Annotated in this window: 18 protein-coding genes; 11 read left to right on the top strand and 7 right to left on the bottom strand. The window is 69.0% G+C overall.

Features of this window, described 5'->3' with window-relative positions; all coding sequences use genetic code 11:
• The first annotated feature begins 7 nt into the window (after nt 1–7).
• Entirely contained in the window at nt 8–817 is an 810-nt protein-coding gene (locus ODI_RS11735; protein WP_067750317.1) for an ABC transporter ATP-binding protein, read from the top strand.
• A gap of 57 nt (nt 818–874) precedes the next feature.
• Nucleotides 875–1,864 carry a DNA-binding protein YbiB gene (gene ybiB, locus ODI_RS11740; protein ID WP_067750315.1) on the top strand — a complete coding sequence of 330 codons (990 nt, stop codon included), beginning with the start codon at nt 875–877 and terminating at the stop codon, nt 1,862–1,864.
• A 13-nt stretch (nt 1,865–1,877) separates the two neighbouring features.
• Here ybiB and ODI_RS11745 read toward each other — a convergent pair whose 3' ends face one another.
• From ODI_RS11745 to ODI_RS11760, 4 genes are all read right to left on the bottom strand, one after another.
• On the bottom strand, nt 1,878–3,188 hold the full coding sequence (locus tag ODI_RS11745; RefSeq protein WP_067750313.1) for an MFS transporter: 1,311 nt from the start codon (nt 3,186–3,188) through the stop codon (nt 1,878–1,880).
• A 79-nt stretch (nt 3,189–3,267) separates the two neighbouring features.
• Entirely contained in the window at nt 3,268–4,536 is a 1,269-nt protein-coding gene (locus tag ODI_RS11750; protein ID WP_408635826.1) for an MFS transporter, read from the bottom strand.
• A 91-nt stretch (nt 4,537–4,627) separates the two neighbouring features.
• A complete protein-coding gene (locus tag ODI_RS11755; RefSeq protein WP_067750309.1) occupies nt 4,628–5,623 on the bottom strand; it encodes a tripartite tricarboxylate transporter substrate binding protein in 996 nt (331 codons plus the stop codon).
• Nucleotides 5,624–5,692: 69 nt separating this feature from the next.
• On the bottom strand, nt 5,693–6,562 hold the full coding sequence (locus ODI_RS11760) for a fumarylacetoacetate hydrolase family protein (protein WP_067750307.1): 870 nt from the start codon (nt 6,560–6,562) through the stop codon (nt 5,693–5,695).
• Nucleotides 6,563–6,635: 73 nt separating this feature from the next.
• Between ODI_RS11760 and ODI_RS22290 the strand changes: the two genes are divergently transcribed.
• The 3 genes from ODI_RS22290 to cycA all read left to right on the top strand — a co-directional run bounded on the left by ODI_RS22290 (nt 6,636) and on the right by cycA (nt 9,067).
• Nucleotides 6,636–6,812, top strand: a complete 177-nt coding sequence (locus ODI_RS22290) for a hypothetical protein (RefSeq protein WP_157929753.1) — start codon at nt 6,636–6,638, stop codon at nt 6,810–6,812.
• A 29-nt stretch (nt 6,813–6,841) separates the two neighbouring features.
• Nucleotides 6,842–7,513, top strand: coding sequence for a FadR/GntR family transcriptional regulator (locus ODI_RS11765; RefSeq protein WP_067750302.1), 672 nt, complete (start codon nt 6,842–6,844; stop codon nt 7,511–7,513).
• A 153-nt stretch (nt 7,514–7,666) separates the two neighbouring features.
• The gene (gene cycA, locus ODI_RS11770) at nt 7,667–9,067 is read left to right on the top strand and encodes a D-serine/D-alanine/glycine transporter (RefSeq protein WP_067750299.1); all 1,401 of its coding nucleotides are present in this window, start codon (nt 7,667–7,669) and stop codon (nt 9,065–9,067) included.
• A gap of 24 nt (nt 9,068–9,091) precedes the next feature.
• Here the strand turns inward: cycA and ODI_RS11775 are convergent, their stop codons facing one another.
• A complete protein-coding gene (locus ODI_RS11775; RefSeq protein WP_067750298.1) occupies nt 9,092–10,060 on the bottom strand; it encodes a tripartite tricarboxylate transporter substrate binding protein in 969 nt (322 codons plus the stop codon).
• A 42-nt stretch (nt 10,061–10,102) separates the two neighbouring features.
• Nucleotides 10,103–11,008 (bottom strand): dihydrodipicolinate synthase family protein, encoded by a 906-nt coding sequence (locus ODI_RS11780; protein WP_067750296.1) that lies wholly within the window; start codon nt 11,006–11,008, stop codon nt 10,103–10,105.
• A 257-nt stretch (nt 11,009–11,265) separates the two neighbouring features.
• Between ODI_RS11780 and ODI_RS11785 the strand changes: the two genes are divergently transcribed.
• The 4 genes from ODI_RS11785 to ODI_RS11800 all read left to right on the top strand — a co-directional run bounded on the left by ODI_RS11785 (nt 11,266) and on the right by ODI_RS11800 (nt 14,284).
• Complete coding sequence (locus tag ODI_RS11785; protein ID WP_067750294.1) at nt 11,266–11,949, top strand: GntR family transcriptional regulator; 684 nt, start codon at nt 11,266–11,268, stop codon at nt 11,947–11,949.
• Between the two features lie 110 nt (nt 11,950–12,059).
• Nucleotides 12,060–13,040 (top strand): quinone oxidoreductase family protein, encoded by a 981-nt coding sequence (locus ODI_RS11790; RefSeq protein ID WP_067750293.1) that lies wholly within the window; start codon nt 12,060–12,062, stop codon nt 13,038–13,040.
• Between the two features lie 99 nt (nt 13,041–13,139).
• Nucleotides 13,140–13,553, top strand: coding sequence for a CidA/LrgA family protein (locus ODI_RS11795; RefSeq protein ID WP_082985177.1), 414 nt, complete (start codon nt 13,140–13,142; stop codon nt 13,551–13,553).
• Nucleotides 13,550–14,284 carry an LrgB family protein gene (locus ODI_RS11800; protein ID WP_067750292.1) on the top strand — a complete coding sequence of 245 codons (735 nt, stop codon included), beginning with the start codon at nt 13,550–13,552 and terminating at the stop codon, nt 14,282–14,284. The genes ODI_RS11795 and ODI_RS11800 overlap by 4 nt, the downstream gene beginning before the upstream one ends.
• 25 nt (nt 14,285–14,309) lie before the next feature.
• Here the strand turns inward: ODI_RS11800 and ODI_RS11805 are convergent, their stop codons facing one another.
• Nucleotides 14,310–14,756, bottom strand: a complete 447-nt coding sequence (locus tag ODI_RS11805; RefSeq protein WP_067750291.1) for a putative signal transducing protein — start codon at nt 14,754–14,756, stop codon at nt 14,310–14,312.
• A gap of 190 nt (nt 14,757–14,946) precedes the next feature.
• Here ODI_RS11805 and ODI_RS11810 point away from each other — a divergent pair, with 190 nt between their 5' ends.
• Nucleotides 14,947–15,819 carry a LysR substrate-binding domain-containing protein gene (locus ODI_RS11810; RefSeq protein ID WP_067750334.1) on the top strand — a complete coding sequence of 291 codons (873 nt, stop codon included), beginning with the start codon at nt 14,947–14,949 and terminating at the stop codon, nt 15,817–15,819.
• Nucleotides 15,820–15,970: 151 nt separating this feature from the next.
• Nucleotides 15,971–16,342: an antibiotic biosynthesis monooxygenase family protein gene (locus tag ODI_RS11815; RefSeq protein WP_067750290.1), complete on the top strand. Its 372-nt coding sequence runs from the start codon at nt 15,971–15,973 to the stop codon at nt 16,340–16,342.
• The last annotated feature ends 145 nt before the right edge of the window (nt 16,343–16,487 follow it).

Consider the following 16,487-nt stretch of genomic DNA (forward strand, 5'->3'; position numbering starts at 1 on the left):
ACCTCTCATGATCAACGACCATCGCTACATCGAGATCCGCGGCGTCGCGCAACGTTTTCCCACGGCCAAGGGTGACTACGTGGCCTTGCGCGACATCGACCTGGACGTGGCGCGCGGCGAGTTCGTCGCGCTGATCGGCCACTCGGGCTGCGGCAAGTCGACCTTGCTGAACCTGCTGGCCGGCCTGACGCTGCCCTCGGCGGGCACGCTGATCGCCGCGGGGCGCGAGATCGGCGGACCCGGCCCCGACCGCGCCATGGTGTTCCAGAACCATTCCCTGCTGCCCTGGCTGACCTGCGAGGGCAACATCATGCTCGCGGTCGAGCGGGTGTTCGGCGCGCAGGAGGATCGCGCGCAACTGAAGGCCCGCACCGCGGCGGCGCTGGAAAAAGTGGGCTTGAGCCATGCGGCGCAGAAACGCCCGGGCGAGATCTCCGGCGGCATGAAGCAGCGCGTGGGCATTGCCCGGGCGCTGGCCATCGAACCCAAGGTGCTGCTGATGGACGAGCCTTTCGGCGCGCTGGACGCGCTGACGCGCGCCACGCTGCAGGACGAGCTGCTGGCCCTGGTGGCGCAGACCGGCGCCACCGTGGTCATGGTGACCCACGACGTGGACGAGGCCGTGCTGCTGTCGGACAAGATCGTCATGATGACCAACGGCCCGGCCGCGACCATCGGCGAAGTGCTGGCCGTGGACCTGCCGCGCCCGCGCGACCGCAAGACGCTGGCCGACGATCCGCGTTATATGCAGGCGCGCAAGGCGGTGATCGACTTCCTCTACACTCGCCAGGGTACGCCCGCCAGACAGGCGGCCTAGCTTGCGGGGACTGTCCGCCGCGCAGGCCCGCGGCGGGCAGGATGAGGAGAATTCGCAGTGGGCATCAGCCATTACCTGAAAGAGATCGGCCGGGGCGCGCGCGGCGCGAAGAGCCTGGACGAGATCGAGGCCGAGGACCTGTTCGGGCAGGTGCTGGATCGCGAGGCCTCCGACCTGGAGATCGGCGGTTTCTGCCTGTCGATGCGCTTCAAGAGCGAGACGCCGGCCGAGATGGCGGGCTTCCTGGCGGCCACGGCAGCCCGGATCACGCCGGTGCCGCCCGCCTCCGATGGCCGCGCCACCGTGGTGCTGCCCAGCTACAACGGCTCGCGCAGGCTGCCGGTGCTGACGCCCCTGCTCGGCCTGATGCTGGTGGCGCGCGGCCTGCGCGTCGTGACGCACGCGGGCGAACCTGACCTTGCCCGGATCACCACTGCCCAGGTGCTGGCGGCGCTGGGACACGCCGCGCTGGACAGCGTCGGCGCGGTGCGCGACGACGCCATCAACGTGCTGCCCCTGCACGTGTTCGCGCCGCAGCTTGCCTGGTTGCTGGGCGTGCGCAAGATCGTTGGCGTGCGCAATCCGGCGCACAGCCTGGTGAAGATCCTGAACCCGTGCGCCGGCCGGGCCCTGGTGGTGGGCAGCTATACGCACGCCCCCTACGCGGGCATGATGGACGCAAGCTATCGCCTGACGGGCGCCGACGCCATGCTGCTGCGCGGTATCGAAGGCGAGCCGGTGGCCGACGGCCGCAAGCTGCAGCAGATCGATGCCTATGTGGCCGGCACCGCGTATCGCCTGCAGGAGGCGCGGGACACCCGCATGCAGGCCGTGGCGGATTGGCCGACCGATCTGTCGCCCGCCACCCAGGCGGCGTATATCGAGGCAGTGCTGGCGGGGCGCCTGCCTGTGCCCGAGCCGGTGGCGCGGCAGGCGGCGCATATCGAGGATGTCTGCGCGGCCATGACGGGCCAGCGCGCGCTGGCGGCGCCCTTGGCGCCTGCCTGGCCGGCGAAGGACGACGCGGGACAGGCCGACGGGGAGTGACGTCGGCGTTTTTTCAGCGCAGTGCGCTGTTGCGCGTCTCGACGTCGATCAGCGCGATGAAGCCCGCGGCCAGCACCAGCAGGACTGAGAACGCCACCAGCGACAGCCCGAAGCTGGCTGCCATGACCGGCGCCAGCACCGAAGGCGCGAGCAGGCCGCCGAAACGCGCCACCGCGCCCGCGCTGCCCATGCCGGTGGCGCGCAGCGTGGTGGGATAGATCTCGGGCGTATAGGCATAGATGCTGGCCCAGCAGCCCAGCAGCGAGAAACTCATCAGCAGCGTGGCGGCCACCACCACGGTGGTGGTCTGTCCCAGGCCATACAGCAGGCAGCCTGCCGCGCTGAACAACAGGAAGCCGGTCAGCGTGGGCCGCCTGCCCCAGCGTTCGATGCCATAGGCGGCCAGGGCGTAGCCCGGCAGTTGCGCCAGCGCGATGACCACCAGGAATTCCTGGCCGCGCAGGAAACCGAAACCCTGCCTGGCCAGCTGCACCGGCAGGTAGACGAAGACGCCGTAGTACGACATCGAGATCAGCAGCCAGGCCAGCAGGATCAGGATGGAGCGGCGCCGCAGGCTGGGCGAGAACAGCGCGGCGGCGGATTGCCTTTCGGCCGTGTCGGGCTTGAGTGGCGGCAGGTAGTCGGGCTGGCCGTTGCTGCGCGCCACCCGCCGCAGCACGGCGTGGGCGTCGGCCGTGCGGCCTTGCTTGTTCAGGTAGAACGGTGATTCCGGCACGGAAAGACGCAGCACGATGCCCGCCAGCGCCGGCAGGCTGGTGACGAGGAAAATGGTGCGCCACGATTCCGGATCGCCGGACACGGCCAGCGCCAGCAGCGCCAGGGCGACCGTGCCCACGGCCCAGAACGATTCCAGCCCCACCAGCCAGCGGCCGCGCCGTTGCGCGGGCAGGAACTCGGCCATCATGGCGTAGTCGACCGGCAAGGTGCCGCCCACCCCGACCCCGGTCAGGAAACGCAGGACGATCAGCCAGGTGAGATCGGGCGCGAAGGCCGAGGCGATGCCGAAGACGGCGTCGATGACGATGGCGCCCAGCAGCACGGGGCGCCGGCCGATGCGGTCGGCCAGCCGGCCCAGCACGAAGGCGCCCACCAGCATGCCCAGGAAAAATGCCGTGCCGGTGCGCAAGGCTTCGGGGATGCCGACGCCGAAGGTGACGGCGATGGAGGCGACGGTGAAGCCGATGGCCAGGACCTGCATGGCGTCCGCCGTCCAGACCAGGCCGAAGATGCCGAGCAGGCGCTTCTGGAAGCGGCCGACGCCGGCCAGTTCGATGGCCTGGTCGACGCTGATGGGAGAAGTCATGGCGGGTACCGTCGCAGGGGGCAAGCAGGCGGAACAGCCTGCTTGCCGATGGTACCGAAAAACCGCCTTGGCGCGGCGTTTAACCCTTGGGGCTGGCTTCCTCGTAGCGGTCCACGGTGCGCAGCGGCTTGAAGATCCGCGTCCAGGCGGCCACCACGCCCAGCGTGCAGAGGCTGCCCAGCACGGCTGCCGGCACCGCGCCAACGGCGGCGGCACTGGTGCCCGCGCGGAACTCCCCCAGCTCGTTGGACGAGCCGATGAAGAGCATGTTCACGGCGTTCACCCGCCCGCGCATCTCATCGGGCGTGGAGAACTGCACCAATGCGCCACGGATGTAGACGCTGACCATGTCCGCCGCGCCCGCCACGGCCAGCGCCGCGAAGGACAGCCAGAACCAGGTCGAGAGCGAGAACACCAGGTTCGCCAGGCCGAAGATGGCGACGGCCAGGAACATGCGGGCGCCCACCTTGCGCTGCAGCGGCCGCACGCTGAGGATCACGCCCGCCACGACTTCCCCCATGGCCATGGCGCTGCGCAGCGCGCCCAGCCCTTCGGGCCCGACGTGCAGGACCTCGGCCGCGTAGATGGGCAGCAAGGCGACCACGCCGCCCAGCAGCACCGCGAAGAGATCGAGCGAGATGGTGCCCAGGATGATGGGACGCGTGCGGATGAAGACGATGCCCGCGCCGAAGCGTTGCCACATCGTGCCCACCGCCGCGGCACGGGCCGAGGCGTATGTCGTGGTGACGAGCATGAGCAGCAGCGCCCCCACGACGAACGCGCCCAGGCAGACGGCGTAGGTCAGTTCGCCGCCGCCCGTGGCATACAGCACGCCGCCCATCACGGGGCTGGCGATGCTGGCCACGCGCATGATCATCATGTTGGTGGCGATGGCCTGGGCCAGTTGCGCGCGCGGGACGATCTGCGGCAGCAGGCTCTGCATGGCCGGACCGCCGAAGGCCCGCGCGCAGCCGAACAGCACCAGCACGGCATAGATGCCCGCGACCCCCGCGTGGCCGTGGCCGGACAGCCACCACAGCATGGCGCTGCACACGCCCGACACGGTCCAGCTGACCATGAGGATGTGGCGGCGGTTGTAGCGGTCGATCAGGTCGCCTGCCGGCAGCAGCAGGCACAGCATGGGCAGGAACTGGGCCAGGCCCACATAGGCCAGCGAGAGCGGTTCACGGGTCAGGTCATAGACCTGCCAGGCCACGACGACCGCCTGGACCTGCTGCGCGAAAAGCGCCAGGACGCGCGCGCCAAGAAAGGCAATGAAACCGGTGTGGTGGGAAAGACTGGGCGCGGCGGGAGGCTGGGCGGGTGGGGTCACGACTGGGCGCCGCAAGGCGTCGGCGTAGCGGAAAAGCGCTAATACTACTCCCGCCGGGCTAACGAGATGCTGACGACTTTGTCGTTTCCGCCCGCCTCGCCCGCCTTCACTCCAGCTTGCCGATGCGCGCGACGGCCTGGGACAGGGCTGCAGAGTCTTCCTTCCAATACGCGTCGAATTCGGGCGCGTCCTGGTACAGCACCGGGCTGCCCGCGCCGGCGATCTGCTTGCGGAAGGCCTCGTCCCCGGCCACCGTGCGCAGGGCGTCACGCAGCCGCTGCACCACCTGCGCGGGCGTGCCGGCCAGGGCAAAGACGCCGGACCATTGCACGAAGTTCGCGTCCAGGCCTTGCGATCGCAGCGTCGGCACGGCGGGCAGGCTCTCCAGCGGCGCGCTGCCCCAGTGCGCCAGCGCCTTCACCCTGCCCGCCTCCACCAGTTGCCGCACGCTGGAGGGGCCGGTGGCCACCGCCTGCACCTGGCCGCCCAGCAAGGCTTGCACGGCCGGCCCCGCGCCGGTGAACGGCACATGCGTCATCTGGATGCCGGCGGCGTCCTGCAGCATGGCCATGGGCACGTGCATGGTGCCGTAGATGCCCGAACTGCCGTAGTTGATGGCGCCGGGCCTGGCCTTCGCCGCCGCCACGAACTCCTGCACGGTGGCCCAGGGCGCGTCGGCCCGCACCACCAGCACGGTGGGGTCGGCGGTGATGCGCGCCACCGCCACGAACTGGTCCAGTTGATAGGCAGGCTTGCGCGCCAGCACGCGATCGGCGGCGGGCAGGATCGAAATGGAGGACAGGCTGAGCAGCAGGGTGTAGCCGTCGGGCTGCGCGCGCGCGGCCTGGGCGATGCCGATGCCGCCCCCTGCCCCGCCCTTGTTCTCGATGACCACCGGCTGGCCGAGTTCCTTGCCCAGCGCCTGGGCCAGCGGCCGGGCCACGGTGTCGGCCACCCCGCCGGGCGGGAACGGCACGATCATCGTGATGGGGCGATCCGGATAAGCGCCCTGCCCCAGGGCGGGCCAGGCGCAGGCGGCCAGCGTGGCTGCGGCGAGCAGGCGGGCTGCGGCCCGCGCCGGGAAAAACGCGTCTGTCTTCATGTCTCTCTCCAGTGTCGGCCCGGCCCCGTACGTTGCGGTGGCCGTGGCGCTGTGGGTCGCGGGCGTGGTCTACACGCAGCGGTTCTCGATCTGGCCGATGCCGTCGATCTCGATGCGCACGACGTCGCCAGGCTTCAGGTAGGTGGGCGGCGTCAGGCCCATGCCGACGCCCGCCGGCGTGCCGGTGGCGATCACGTCGCCCGGCAACAGCGTGATGCCGCGCGAGCAGGTTTCGATGAGCGTGGGGATGTCGAAGATGAGGTCGGTCGTGCGGCCGTCCTGGCGCGCGCTGCCGTTGACCCAGCAACGCACCCGGGTATCGGTGCCATCGAGTTCATCGGCGGTGACCAGCCAGGGCCCCATGGGGCAGAAGGTGTCGAAGGACTTGCCCAGGTCCCATTGCTGGTGCCGCATCTGCACGTCGCGCGCCGTGACGTCGTTGACGATGGTGTAGCCAAACACGTGCGACAGCGCCTCGCCGCGCGAGATGTTGCGGCCGGGCTTGCCGATCACCACGGCCAGTTCGGCCTCGTAGTCGATCTTGTCGGAGATGCCCGCGGGCAGGTGGATGTCATCGCGAGGTCCCACGACGGTCTGCGGCACCTTGGTGAAGACGATGGGCCAGGACTCGGGATTGGCGTCATTGCCCTTGAACACCGAGTCGGACAGTTCCTTGGCGTGGTCACGGTAGTTGCGGCCCACGCAGAACAGGTTGCGGCGCTGCGCGGGCAGTGGCGCTTCGTGCTGGACCTGGTCCCAGGCGTAGGCCTCGCCCACCGTGGCGGGCAAGGGCTTGCCGGCCGCCAGCGCGTCGATGACGGCCAATGCGCCGCCGGCCGCCTGCTCGGGGGGAAAGTCCAGGGCGCTGACGGTCTTGCCGTCGTTCGACACCAGGCCGACCTTGCGCGCGCCGCCGGCGCGAAATACCGCGATTCTCATGCTTGCTCCTCGTCGTCCAGGCGGGCCCGCCGAGTGCCGGCCCTCACCTTGCGTGGAAACCAGGCTAGGACCAATGTTCTTTATCGTCAATACCAAAAAATACCTAATCAATGGATTGGCACTTGAATGGTTTCATTCAAGCCAGACGGGAAGCCGCGGCATTGTTGGGGTAAGGGGCAATGGCGCTGAGTTTTCCCCGCTGGCCAGATTGGCATTTTTTGGTATCATCCCGCTCACCCTTCCACTCTGATTCCAGATACCAGGACAGCCAGGCATCCCATGGACAAGGCCGCGACGCTGCGCGAACACGTGCATCAACAATTGCGCTCCGGCGCCTGGGCGCCAGGCCATCGCCTGCCCACCGAGCGTGCGCTGGGCGAGCAATTCGGCCTGAGCCGTTCCACGGTGCGGCGCGCGCTGGCCGAGTTGAAGGCGCGCGGCCTCATCGTGCAGACCGTGGGCAGCGGCACCTATGTCAGCGATCCGGCCGCGCCCGCGGATGCGGCCGAAGCCTTGCGCGACGAGGCCGCCACGACCAGCCCTGCCCAGCTCATGGCCGCGCGCGTGGCCCTGGAGCCCGCCATCGTGGGCATGGTGGTGCAGCACGCCACGCCGGCCGATTTCGCGCACATGCGGCATTGCTGCGAAGAGGCCGAGGCCGCGACCAGCTTCGAGGCCTTCGAGGTATGGGATGGGCGCCTGCACGAGGCCATCGCGGCCGCCACCCACAATCCCTTCATCGACAGCGTCTTCCGCCTGATGAACGCGGCGCGTTCCCACGCCTCGTGGGGCGCCTTGAAGCGCCGCAGCCTGACGCCTGAGCGCAGGCTGGCCTATCAGCGCGAGCATCGTGAACTGGTCGAGGCCCTGGCCGACAGGGATGCGGCACGCGCCACCGACTGCGCGCGCCGGCACCTGGTGCACGTGCGCGAGAACCTGCTGGGCGATTGAGCCCCGGTGGCCCGCCAGGCCGCATGGATCCTGACTTTCAGCTGAACGGATGCGCCCGGTCGGCGTGGTATGTTGTCGCCCTTTCGCATGATCCGCGCGCAGCCGGCGGTCCTGACTGGACGTCCAGGCTGCCGCTGTTTCCGGAGACACCCCGTGGCACCGCAGTCCGGTCACCGAGACCCTGATTCCTCCCATCTGCAGCGCAATCTCTCGAATCGGCACATCCAGCTCATCGCCATTGGCGGGGCCATCGGCACCGGCCTCTTCATGGGCTCGGGCAAGACCATCAGCCTGGCCGGCCCGTCGGTCATCCTGGTCTATCTCATCATCGGCGTGATGCTGTTCTTCGTCATGCGGGCGATGGGCGAGCTGCTGCTCTCCAACCTGCAATACAAGTCCTTCATCGATTTCTCGTCCGACCTGCTGGGCCCGTGGGCGGGCTTCTTCATGGGCTGGACCTACTGGTTCTGCTGGATCATCACGGCAATCGCCGACGTCATCGCGATCGCCGCCTATATGCAGTTCTGGTTCCCCGACCTGCCGCAGTGGGTGCCGGCGCTGGCCTGCGTGGGCCTGCTGCTGTCGCTGAACCTGCTGACCGTGAAGCTCTTCGGCGAGATCGAGTTCTGGTTCGCCATGATCAAGATCGTGGCCATCGTGGCGCTGGTGGGCACGGGGCTCTTCATGGCCTATTCCGCATTCGTGGCGCCCAGCGGCCGGGTGGCGGGGCTGTCCAATCTGTGGAATGACGGCGGGTTCTTCCCCAACGGCATGATGGGCTTCTTCGCCGGTTTCCAGATAGCGGTCTTCGCCTTCGTGGGCATCGAGCTGGTGGGCACGACGGCGGCGGAAGCGCGTGACCCCGAGCGCACGCTGCCGCGCGCCATCAACTCCATTCCCGTGCGCATCGTCATCTTCTATGTGATGGCGCTGGTGGCCATCATGGCGGTCACGCCCTGGCGCGACGTCGTGCCCAGCAAGAGCCCGTTCGTCGAGCTCTTCGTGCTGGCGGGCCTGCCGGCCGCCGCGGGCATCATCAATTTCGTGGTGCTGACCTCGGCGGCGTCATCGGCCAACGGCGGCGTGTTCTCGACCAGCCGCATGCTGTACGGCCTGGCCGAGAAAGGCGACGCCCCTAGGCGGTTCGCCGTGCTCTCCCGCCGCCACGTGCCGGCCAGCGGCTTGATGTTCTCCTGCATCTGCCTGCTCGGCGGCGCAGCGCTGATGTATGTGATTCCCGACCTGGTCGAAGCCTTCACGCTGGTCACCACCGTGTCGGCCACGCTCTTCATGTTCGTGTGGTCGCTGATCCTGCTGTCCTACCTGGTCTATCGCAAGCAGCGCCCCGCCCTGCACGCGGCCTCGCGCTACAAGATGCCCGGCGGACGGTTCATGGCCTGCGCCTGCCTGGCATTCTTCGCCTTCATCGTGGTGTTGCTGCTGCTGGAGGCCGACACGCGCCAGGCGCTCTTCGTCGCCCCCTTGTGGTTCCTGTTGCTGGGCGTGGGCTACGCCGTCGCCAGGAAGCGTGCCATCCAGGGCCGGCCGGACTGAGCCCGGCCCCGGGGCGCGCCGGACTCAGTCCTTCAGGTTGAGCTTGGGCACCAGGGTCTTGAAGGCTGCCGCCTGGCGGGCGATGTCGGCGGCGAAGGCGTCGCTGTCGGCATAGGCAGGCGTCAGGTTCTGCTTGCGCAACGCCGCGTCGAACGTCGACGACTCCGAGATCTGGCGGGCCACCTCACGCCACTTCGCCACTGCCTCCGCCGGCGCCTGCCTGGGCAGGCCGATGCCGCGCCACACGCTGAACTGCAGGTCCATGCCCTTTTCCTTCAGCGTCGGGCTGTCCAGGCCCTGCACGCGCTGGTCGGCCATGACGGCCAGCGTGCGCAGCTTGCCGGTTTCCACGTGCTGGCGCAGTTCGGCGTAGGCCACGGTGGTGGCCTGCACGTCGCCGGCCAGCAATCCCATGATGGCCGGCGATGAACCCTGGTAAGGCACATGCGTGAACTGCACGCCGCTGGCCTCGCCCAGCGCCGCGGCCGCCAGGTGCGGCACGGTGCCGATGCCCGCGTTCGAGATCGCCACGTTGCCGGGCTTCTTCCTGGCGTCGGCCAGGAACTCCTCCAGCGTCTTCCAGGGGGCATCGGCGCGCACGGTGACGGAGGACGGATCGTCGGTGAAGCGCGCGATGGGCAGGAAGTCGTCCGCCGTGGTCTTGCCGATGCCCATCAAGGGCACCACCAGCATCTCGGTGGTCATGAGCACCGTGCGATAGCCATCGGGCTGGCCATTGGCCACATAGGCCCAGCCGATGGAACCGCTGGCCCCCGGACGGTTCAGCACCACCACGGGTTGCGGCATGAGCGGACGCGCGACATCCGCGATCAGTCGCGCGGTGTTGTCGCTGCCGCCGCCGGGTTGATAGGCCACCATCAGTTCGATGGCGCGGGTCGGATAGGGGTCGGCCTGGGCGGCGGCGGGCAATGCCCCCAGGCCGGCGAGCAGCAGCGTGGCAAGCGCGCGCGGGGCGCGGAACAGCGTGGTCATGGTATTTCCCCTTGGATGTTATGGATGGGTCGTGCCTGGGCTTCAGTCGTAGCCCAGCGCCTTCAGGTCCGCCAGGGTCTGGCGGGTGATCTGGATGGTGCGCTCGCGTTCGGCGCCGGTGAGCGCCAGGCGCGGCGCCTTGACGGTTTCGGCGCTGCCGGTGATCAGGTGCTCGGCCAGCTTGATGTGCTGCACCAGCTTGACCACGGTGTCCAGGTGGAAGAGCGGCGTCAGGGCCGCGTACAGCTTGCGGGCCTGGGCAAAATCGCCGGCGATGGCGAGGTCCAGCAGTTGCACGGACTGGCGCGGCAAGGCATTGGCCATGCCCGAGACCCAGGCCTGGGCGCCCAGCGCCACGCTTTCCACGATCAGGTCATCCACGCCGCAGACCACCGCCAGGCGGTCGCCGAAGCGCGAGATCAGATCGGTCACGCGCGTCGTGTCATAAGACTCTTCCTTGATGGCGACGATGGTGGGGGCCGCCAGCAAGTCGGCCACCACGTCCGGGCGCAGGTCCACGCCGTAGCCGCGCGGATTGTTGTAGAGCAGGATCTCCAGGCGGCTGGCGGCGGCCACCGTCTTGTAGAACGCGATGGTCTCGGCGTCGTCCGATTTGTAGGTCAGGCCGGGAAAGACCATCAGGCCGTCCACGCCGATCTTCTCGGCTTCACGGGCATAGGCCACGGCCTTCTCGGTGCTGGTCTCGGCCAGGCCGGAGATCACGGGCACGCGGCCGCGCACGGTTTCCTTCGCGGTGCGCAGGACGGTCAGCTTTTCCTCGGGCGAAAGCTGGGCGTTCTCGCCCACCATGCCCATCATCACCACGCCGGCCACGCCGTTCTCGATCAGGCGTTCCAGGCCCTGGCGGATCGCGTCCAGGTCCAGGGCGCCGTCGGCCTTGAGCTTGGTGGTGACGGCGGGGAATACGCCTTTCCACTGGATCGTCATGTTGTCTTCCTTTCTTGGTTTGTATGGGATTTTTCGTGAACAATATATTGGATCCAATTTGAGGGATCAAGAAAAATGCCGCGATGGGCGGCGGGTTTTCGGCATCCAGGCACCTTTCCGGTCCGCGTCGGACTTGCGGGTCTGTCCGGATCGGCTGAACATTGGATCCAATATATAATCGAACCTTACACGCAAGCATGGCCGCGGCAACACTCGGGATAACCCTGATGCGTCTGCCGCCCAGAAGACGACGAGACATGGAACTGGACACCCTCCCCGCGCAAGCCCCCGGCCGCCTGGTGCGCAAGACCACCGTGGAACTGGTCGTGGACGCCCTGCGCGCCCGCATCCTGTCGGGCCAGCTGGCGCCCGGCCAGCCCCTGCGCCAGGAGGCCCTGGCCGATGACCTGGGCGTGAGCCGTATCCCCGTGCGCGAGGCGATCCGGCTGCTCAGCGCCGAAGGCCTGGCGGACCTGGTGCCGCACAAGGGCGCCTATGTCTCCACCCTGTCGCCCGGCGAAGTGCAGGAGCTCTTCGACCTGCGCCTGCGCATCGAACCCTGGCTGATCCACGAAGCCGCGCCCGTGATTCCGGAGGCTGCCCTGCGCCAGGCCGAGGCGATGCTGGGCGCCATGGACGAGGCGCAGGATGCCGACTGGGGCCGGTTGAACCGCGACTTCCATGAACTCCTGTACCGCCCGGCGGGCCGCGCCACGGCCATGAACATCGTGCGTTCGCTGCATGAAAAATCGGAACGCTATTTCCGCCTGCAGGTGTTCAACGCGCCCATCAAGCAGCAGGCGCGCGAGGAACACCTGGCCTTGATCGAACTCTGCCGCGCGCGGCAGGCCGATGCCGCGCAGGCCTTGCTGACCCGTCACATCGAGGACGCGGCGCTGCAGATCCGCGGCATCATCGACCGCCTGATGAAGGACGGCTGAGCGGCTTGTCCCGGGCCCGGGCAGGGTCAAGCGGCCCGTCCCGTCCCTGCTGTGTTAGCGTGGGCCACGCGCCCACCGGGCGACACCCCAGAACAAGGAGGAGCAGGCAAATGACCCAGGCCACCAGCGTCAGCATCGCCGAGTTCGGCGACGCGTCCGTCATGCAGTTGTCGTCGCACGCGCTGCCCGCGCCCGGCAAGGGCGAGGCGCAGATCCGCCAGACGGCCATCGGCTTCAACTTCATCGACATCTACCAGCGCCAGGGCGCGTATCCCCTGCCCTTGCCCACGGGCCTGGGCCACGAGGCCGCGGGCGTCGTCGAGGCGGTGGGGCCGGGCGTGGACGCGTTCCGGCCGGGCGACCGGGTGGCCTACATGAACGCGGGCGTGGGCGCCTATGCCAGCGCGCGCAATGTGCCGGCCAGCAAGCTGGTGCGCCTGCCCGATGGCGTGTCGGACGAGATGGCGGCCGCCGTGCTGTTCAAGGGCATGACCGCGCAGTACCTGCTGCGCAAGACGCATCGCGTGCAGCCGGGCGACGTGGTGCTGGTGCATGCCGCAGCGGGGGGCGTGGGACAGATCCTCTGCCGCTGGGCCAAGGCCCTGGGTGCCTTCGTGGTGGGCACCGCGGGTTCAGCGGAGAAATGCGAGCAGGCGCGCGCGGCGGGTTGCGACGTGGCCATCGACTACCGCCAGCCTGACTGGGTGGCGACGCTGCTGGATCGCCTGGACGGGCGCAAGGCGCGTGTCGTCTATGACTCGGTGGGACGCGACACCTTCCTGCACTCGCTGGACTGTGCCGCGCCTTTCGGCCTGGTGGTGCTGTATGGCGCCGCCTCCGGCCCGGCGCCGGAGATCTCGCCCGAATTGCTGAACAAGAAGGGCTGCCTGTTCCTGACGCGGCCTTCGGTCTTCCCGCACAATGCCGACCCGGCGGTGTTCCGCGCCAATGCGGCCGAGCTGTTCGAGGCGATCGCTTCGGGCGCGGTGCGCGCCGAGATCGGCGCGCGCTATCCGCTGGCCGATATCGTGCGCGCGCACGAGGATGCGCAGGCGCGCCGCAGCACGGGCGCCATCCTGCTGTTGCCCTGACGGGACGCCACGGGCGGCGCGGGAACGGCGCTCGGAGTACAGTGGCGCCTTTGCTGGCGGCGTATCCGCCGCCGGCGGCTTTCCACGCCTTGCGCCGCCATGTCCGTTCCCGTCCGCCCCGATACGACCCCTGCCCGTCCTGCCGTGCCGAGCGCGGCCAATCTTCCCCTGCTGGGTTTTACCCTGCTGCTCCTGTGCCAGGCCGTCGGCGAAGCCCTGTCGCGCCTGTTGCACCTGCCCTTTCCCGGGCCCGTGGTGGGCATGATGCTGCTCCTGCCGGCGCTGCGCAGCGCCTGGGTGCGCGCCGCGGTCGTGCCCGCCGCGCAGTTCCTGCTGGCGCACCTGGCCTTGCTGTTCGTGCCGGTGGGCGTGGGCGTGATGGGCTATGTGGGCCTGCTGGCCGACCACGGCTTCCGTCTGCTGGCCGTGATTGCGCTGTCGACGTGGGCGGGCATGGCGGCCACCTTGTGGGCGCTGCGCTGGCGCAGCCGTGACGGGGGCGGACAGGCATGAACGACTTCGTCGAACTCTGGATCTACCTGTCGTCCACGCCGCTCTTCGGCCTGACGGCCACGCTGGCGGTGTATCTGCTGACCGGGACGGTCTATGCGCGCCTGGGCCAAAACCCGCTGGCCAATCCGGTCTTGTGGAGCGTGGTGCTGATCGCGCTGGGCCTGTTCCTCACTGGCGTGCCTTACCAGACCTATTTCGCCGGGGCGCAATTCATCCACTTCCTGTTGGGACCGGCCGTGGTGGCCTTGGGGTGGCCCTTGTACCAGCGCTGGCCGGCCTTGCGCGCGCAATGGCGTCGCATCGGGCTGGCCGCCGCGCTGGGCGGCGCGGTGGCCAGCGTCAGTGCGCTGCTGCTGGGCTGGCTGTTCGGCCTGCCTGCCGAGATGCTGCGCAGCCTCGCGCCCAAGTCCGTGACGGCGCCCGTGGCGATGGGCATTGCCGAAGCCATCGGCGGCATTCCCGCGCTGGCGGCGGTCATCGCCATCCTGACGGGGTTGGTGGGCGCGTTGACGGGCAAGACGCTCTTCGACCTGCTGCGCATCCCGCGCGATGAGGCGGGCTGGATGCAGCGCGGCATGGCGCTGGGCGTGGTCTCGCACGGCATCGGCGCGGCGCGGGCCATGCAGGTGAACGCGGATGCCGGCGCCTACGCCGGCCTGGCGCTGGGCCTGCAGGTCGTGCTGGGTTCGCTGTTGATTCCGGCGCTCTATCGCCTGGCCGACCTGTTCTAGGCAGGCGGGCGGGCGCAGGCGCGTGTCAGTCCGCGCGCCAGCGATTGCCGCATGCCGTGCAGCGCCAGACGTTCTGGTCGCCAGGCGGCACGGGCAGTTGCGCCGCGTGCACCAGCAGCATCGACAGCCGCCAGCGCCAGCCGTGATACGGCTCCGCGGCGCCCTGGCACGCCGGGCATGCGATGCCTGCGGCGGGCTCGGATGCCTGCGTGGTGTCGGCGCTTTCCAGCGCGTAATCGCCGGCATCGAGCCGGGCGAGTATTTCGCGCGCGGCCGCTGCCTGGGGCGCGGGCACGCGTATCTTCACGCCGCCCAGGGCGTTCGCCATCAACCAGTTGGCCGAGACGTAGTTCGCATCGGCAATGTTCGCGTCCAGCCCCTCGGCTTGCAGCCTGCCGGCGGCCATGTGCGCCAGCATCACGCTGTCGTAGCTGGCAACGGTGCGGTAGGGATCGGTGTCATCAGCGCGCATGGGTGACCTCGATGGACGATGGGATGCGGGAACGATAGCAGTTGAAACGACGCATCGGGTTGCAGACTGTAAGTCCCGTTGCCCGGTGCATGCCGCGGCCGACTGCGGTTTCCAGCATACGGTTATGCGGCGCGCCGGCGGGGATCACTGCTATCGTGGGCGCCTTTGCGCCACCGCCCTCCTCGCCGTGATCCAGACCTTCGACCTCGACCTGCTGCGCACCTTCGTTGCCGTGGCCGACCAGCGCACCTTCGCGGGCGCGGGGCGGCACACGGGCCGCAGCCAGGCGGCGGTGTCGCAGCAGATGCAGCGGCTGGAGGCGCAGGTGGGCCTGCCGCTTTTCAGCCGCCAGGGCCGGCACAAGCGGCTGACCGAGCACGGCGCCAAGCTGCTGCGCTACGCCCGCGACATGTTGAGCCTGAACGACGACGCGGCCCGCGCGCTGGGGGAAAGCGATATGCACGGGTCGCTGCGCATCGGCTCGCCGCACGATGTCGCGGACACGCTGCTGCCGCCCATCCTGGAGCAGATCGCGCGCTCGGCGCCGCGCCTGCGCCTGGAGATCGACGTGGGCCGCAGCCCTTTCCTGATGGAAGCGCTGCATCGCGGCGAGATCGACATGACGCTGTCCACGCGCCATGACCGCTCCTTGCAAGGCCTGGTCTTGCGCAGCTCGCCCACGGTGTGGGTGTGCGCATCGCAATACGTGCATGCGCGCGAGCAGCCGCTGCCGCTCATCCTCATCGACGAACCCAGCATCTTCCGGCGGCTGGCCATCGAGGCGCTGGACCGGGCCCGCGTGCCGTGGAAGCAGGCCTACCTGTCTTCCAACCTGATCGGCGTGAAGGCCGCCATCCGCGCCAACCTGGGGGTGACGGCGCGCAGCATGGAGCTGTTGGGGCCGGACATGCGCGTGCTGGGCGAACGGGACGGGCTGCCCAAGCTGCCGGACGTGACCTATTACCTGTGGATCCGCCCGAACACGGTCAATCCGCTGGTGCGGCAGGCATTCGACCTGCTGAGCCGCGCGGGCCGCTATGCCCCGGTGGCGGCCGTCGGCTGAGGGACGCGGCCGGCGACGGTTCGGCGGCTGGCGAACCGTCATGCGCGGTGGCCGGGCTACAGTGCGGGCATGTCGCCCCCACCTGGAGTTTTCGCATGCGCCGTCCGTCCTTCCGCTGTACGCCGTCCCACCCCGAGCAGGCGGTGACGGCATGATCGCGATCATCTTCGAACTGTGGCCGGCCGAGGGCCGCAGCCAGGATTATTTCTCCATTGCCGCGGACCTGCGCGAAGAGCTCGCGCGGATCGATGGCTTCATTTCCGTGGAGCGCTTCCAGAGCGTCTCGGAGCCGGGCAAGTATCTCTCCCTGTCCTTCTTCCGCGACGAGGCCGCGGTGCAGGCGTGGCGCAACCGCCAGGCGCATCGGCAGGCGCAGGAGAACGGCCGCGGCGGCGTCTTCGCCAACTACCGCCTGCGGGTGGCATCGGTCATGCGCGATTACGGCCTGCACGAGCGTGCCGAAGCGCCCGGCGACAGCCGCGCGCACCATCCCGCGCCGCAGGCCGCGATGCCGCGGGGTTGATAAGGTCTTGCATACGAACACATCACCAGAACTTATCAATTGATGCTTCGATAAATGCCGGGTCAGCGGTGCCGCCCCTGGCCTAAAGCCTTGCTGGACAAGGGTTTGCGAGGCATGGCCTGGCGCGCGGCAGTGGACGAAGCGC

The organism is Orrella dioscoreae (assembly GCF_900089455.2).
GTDB lineage: Bacteria > Pseudomonadota > Gammaproteobacteria > Burkholderiales > Burkholderiaceae_B > Orrella > Orrella dioscoreae.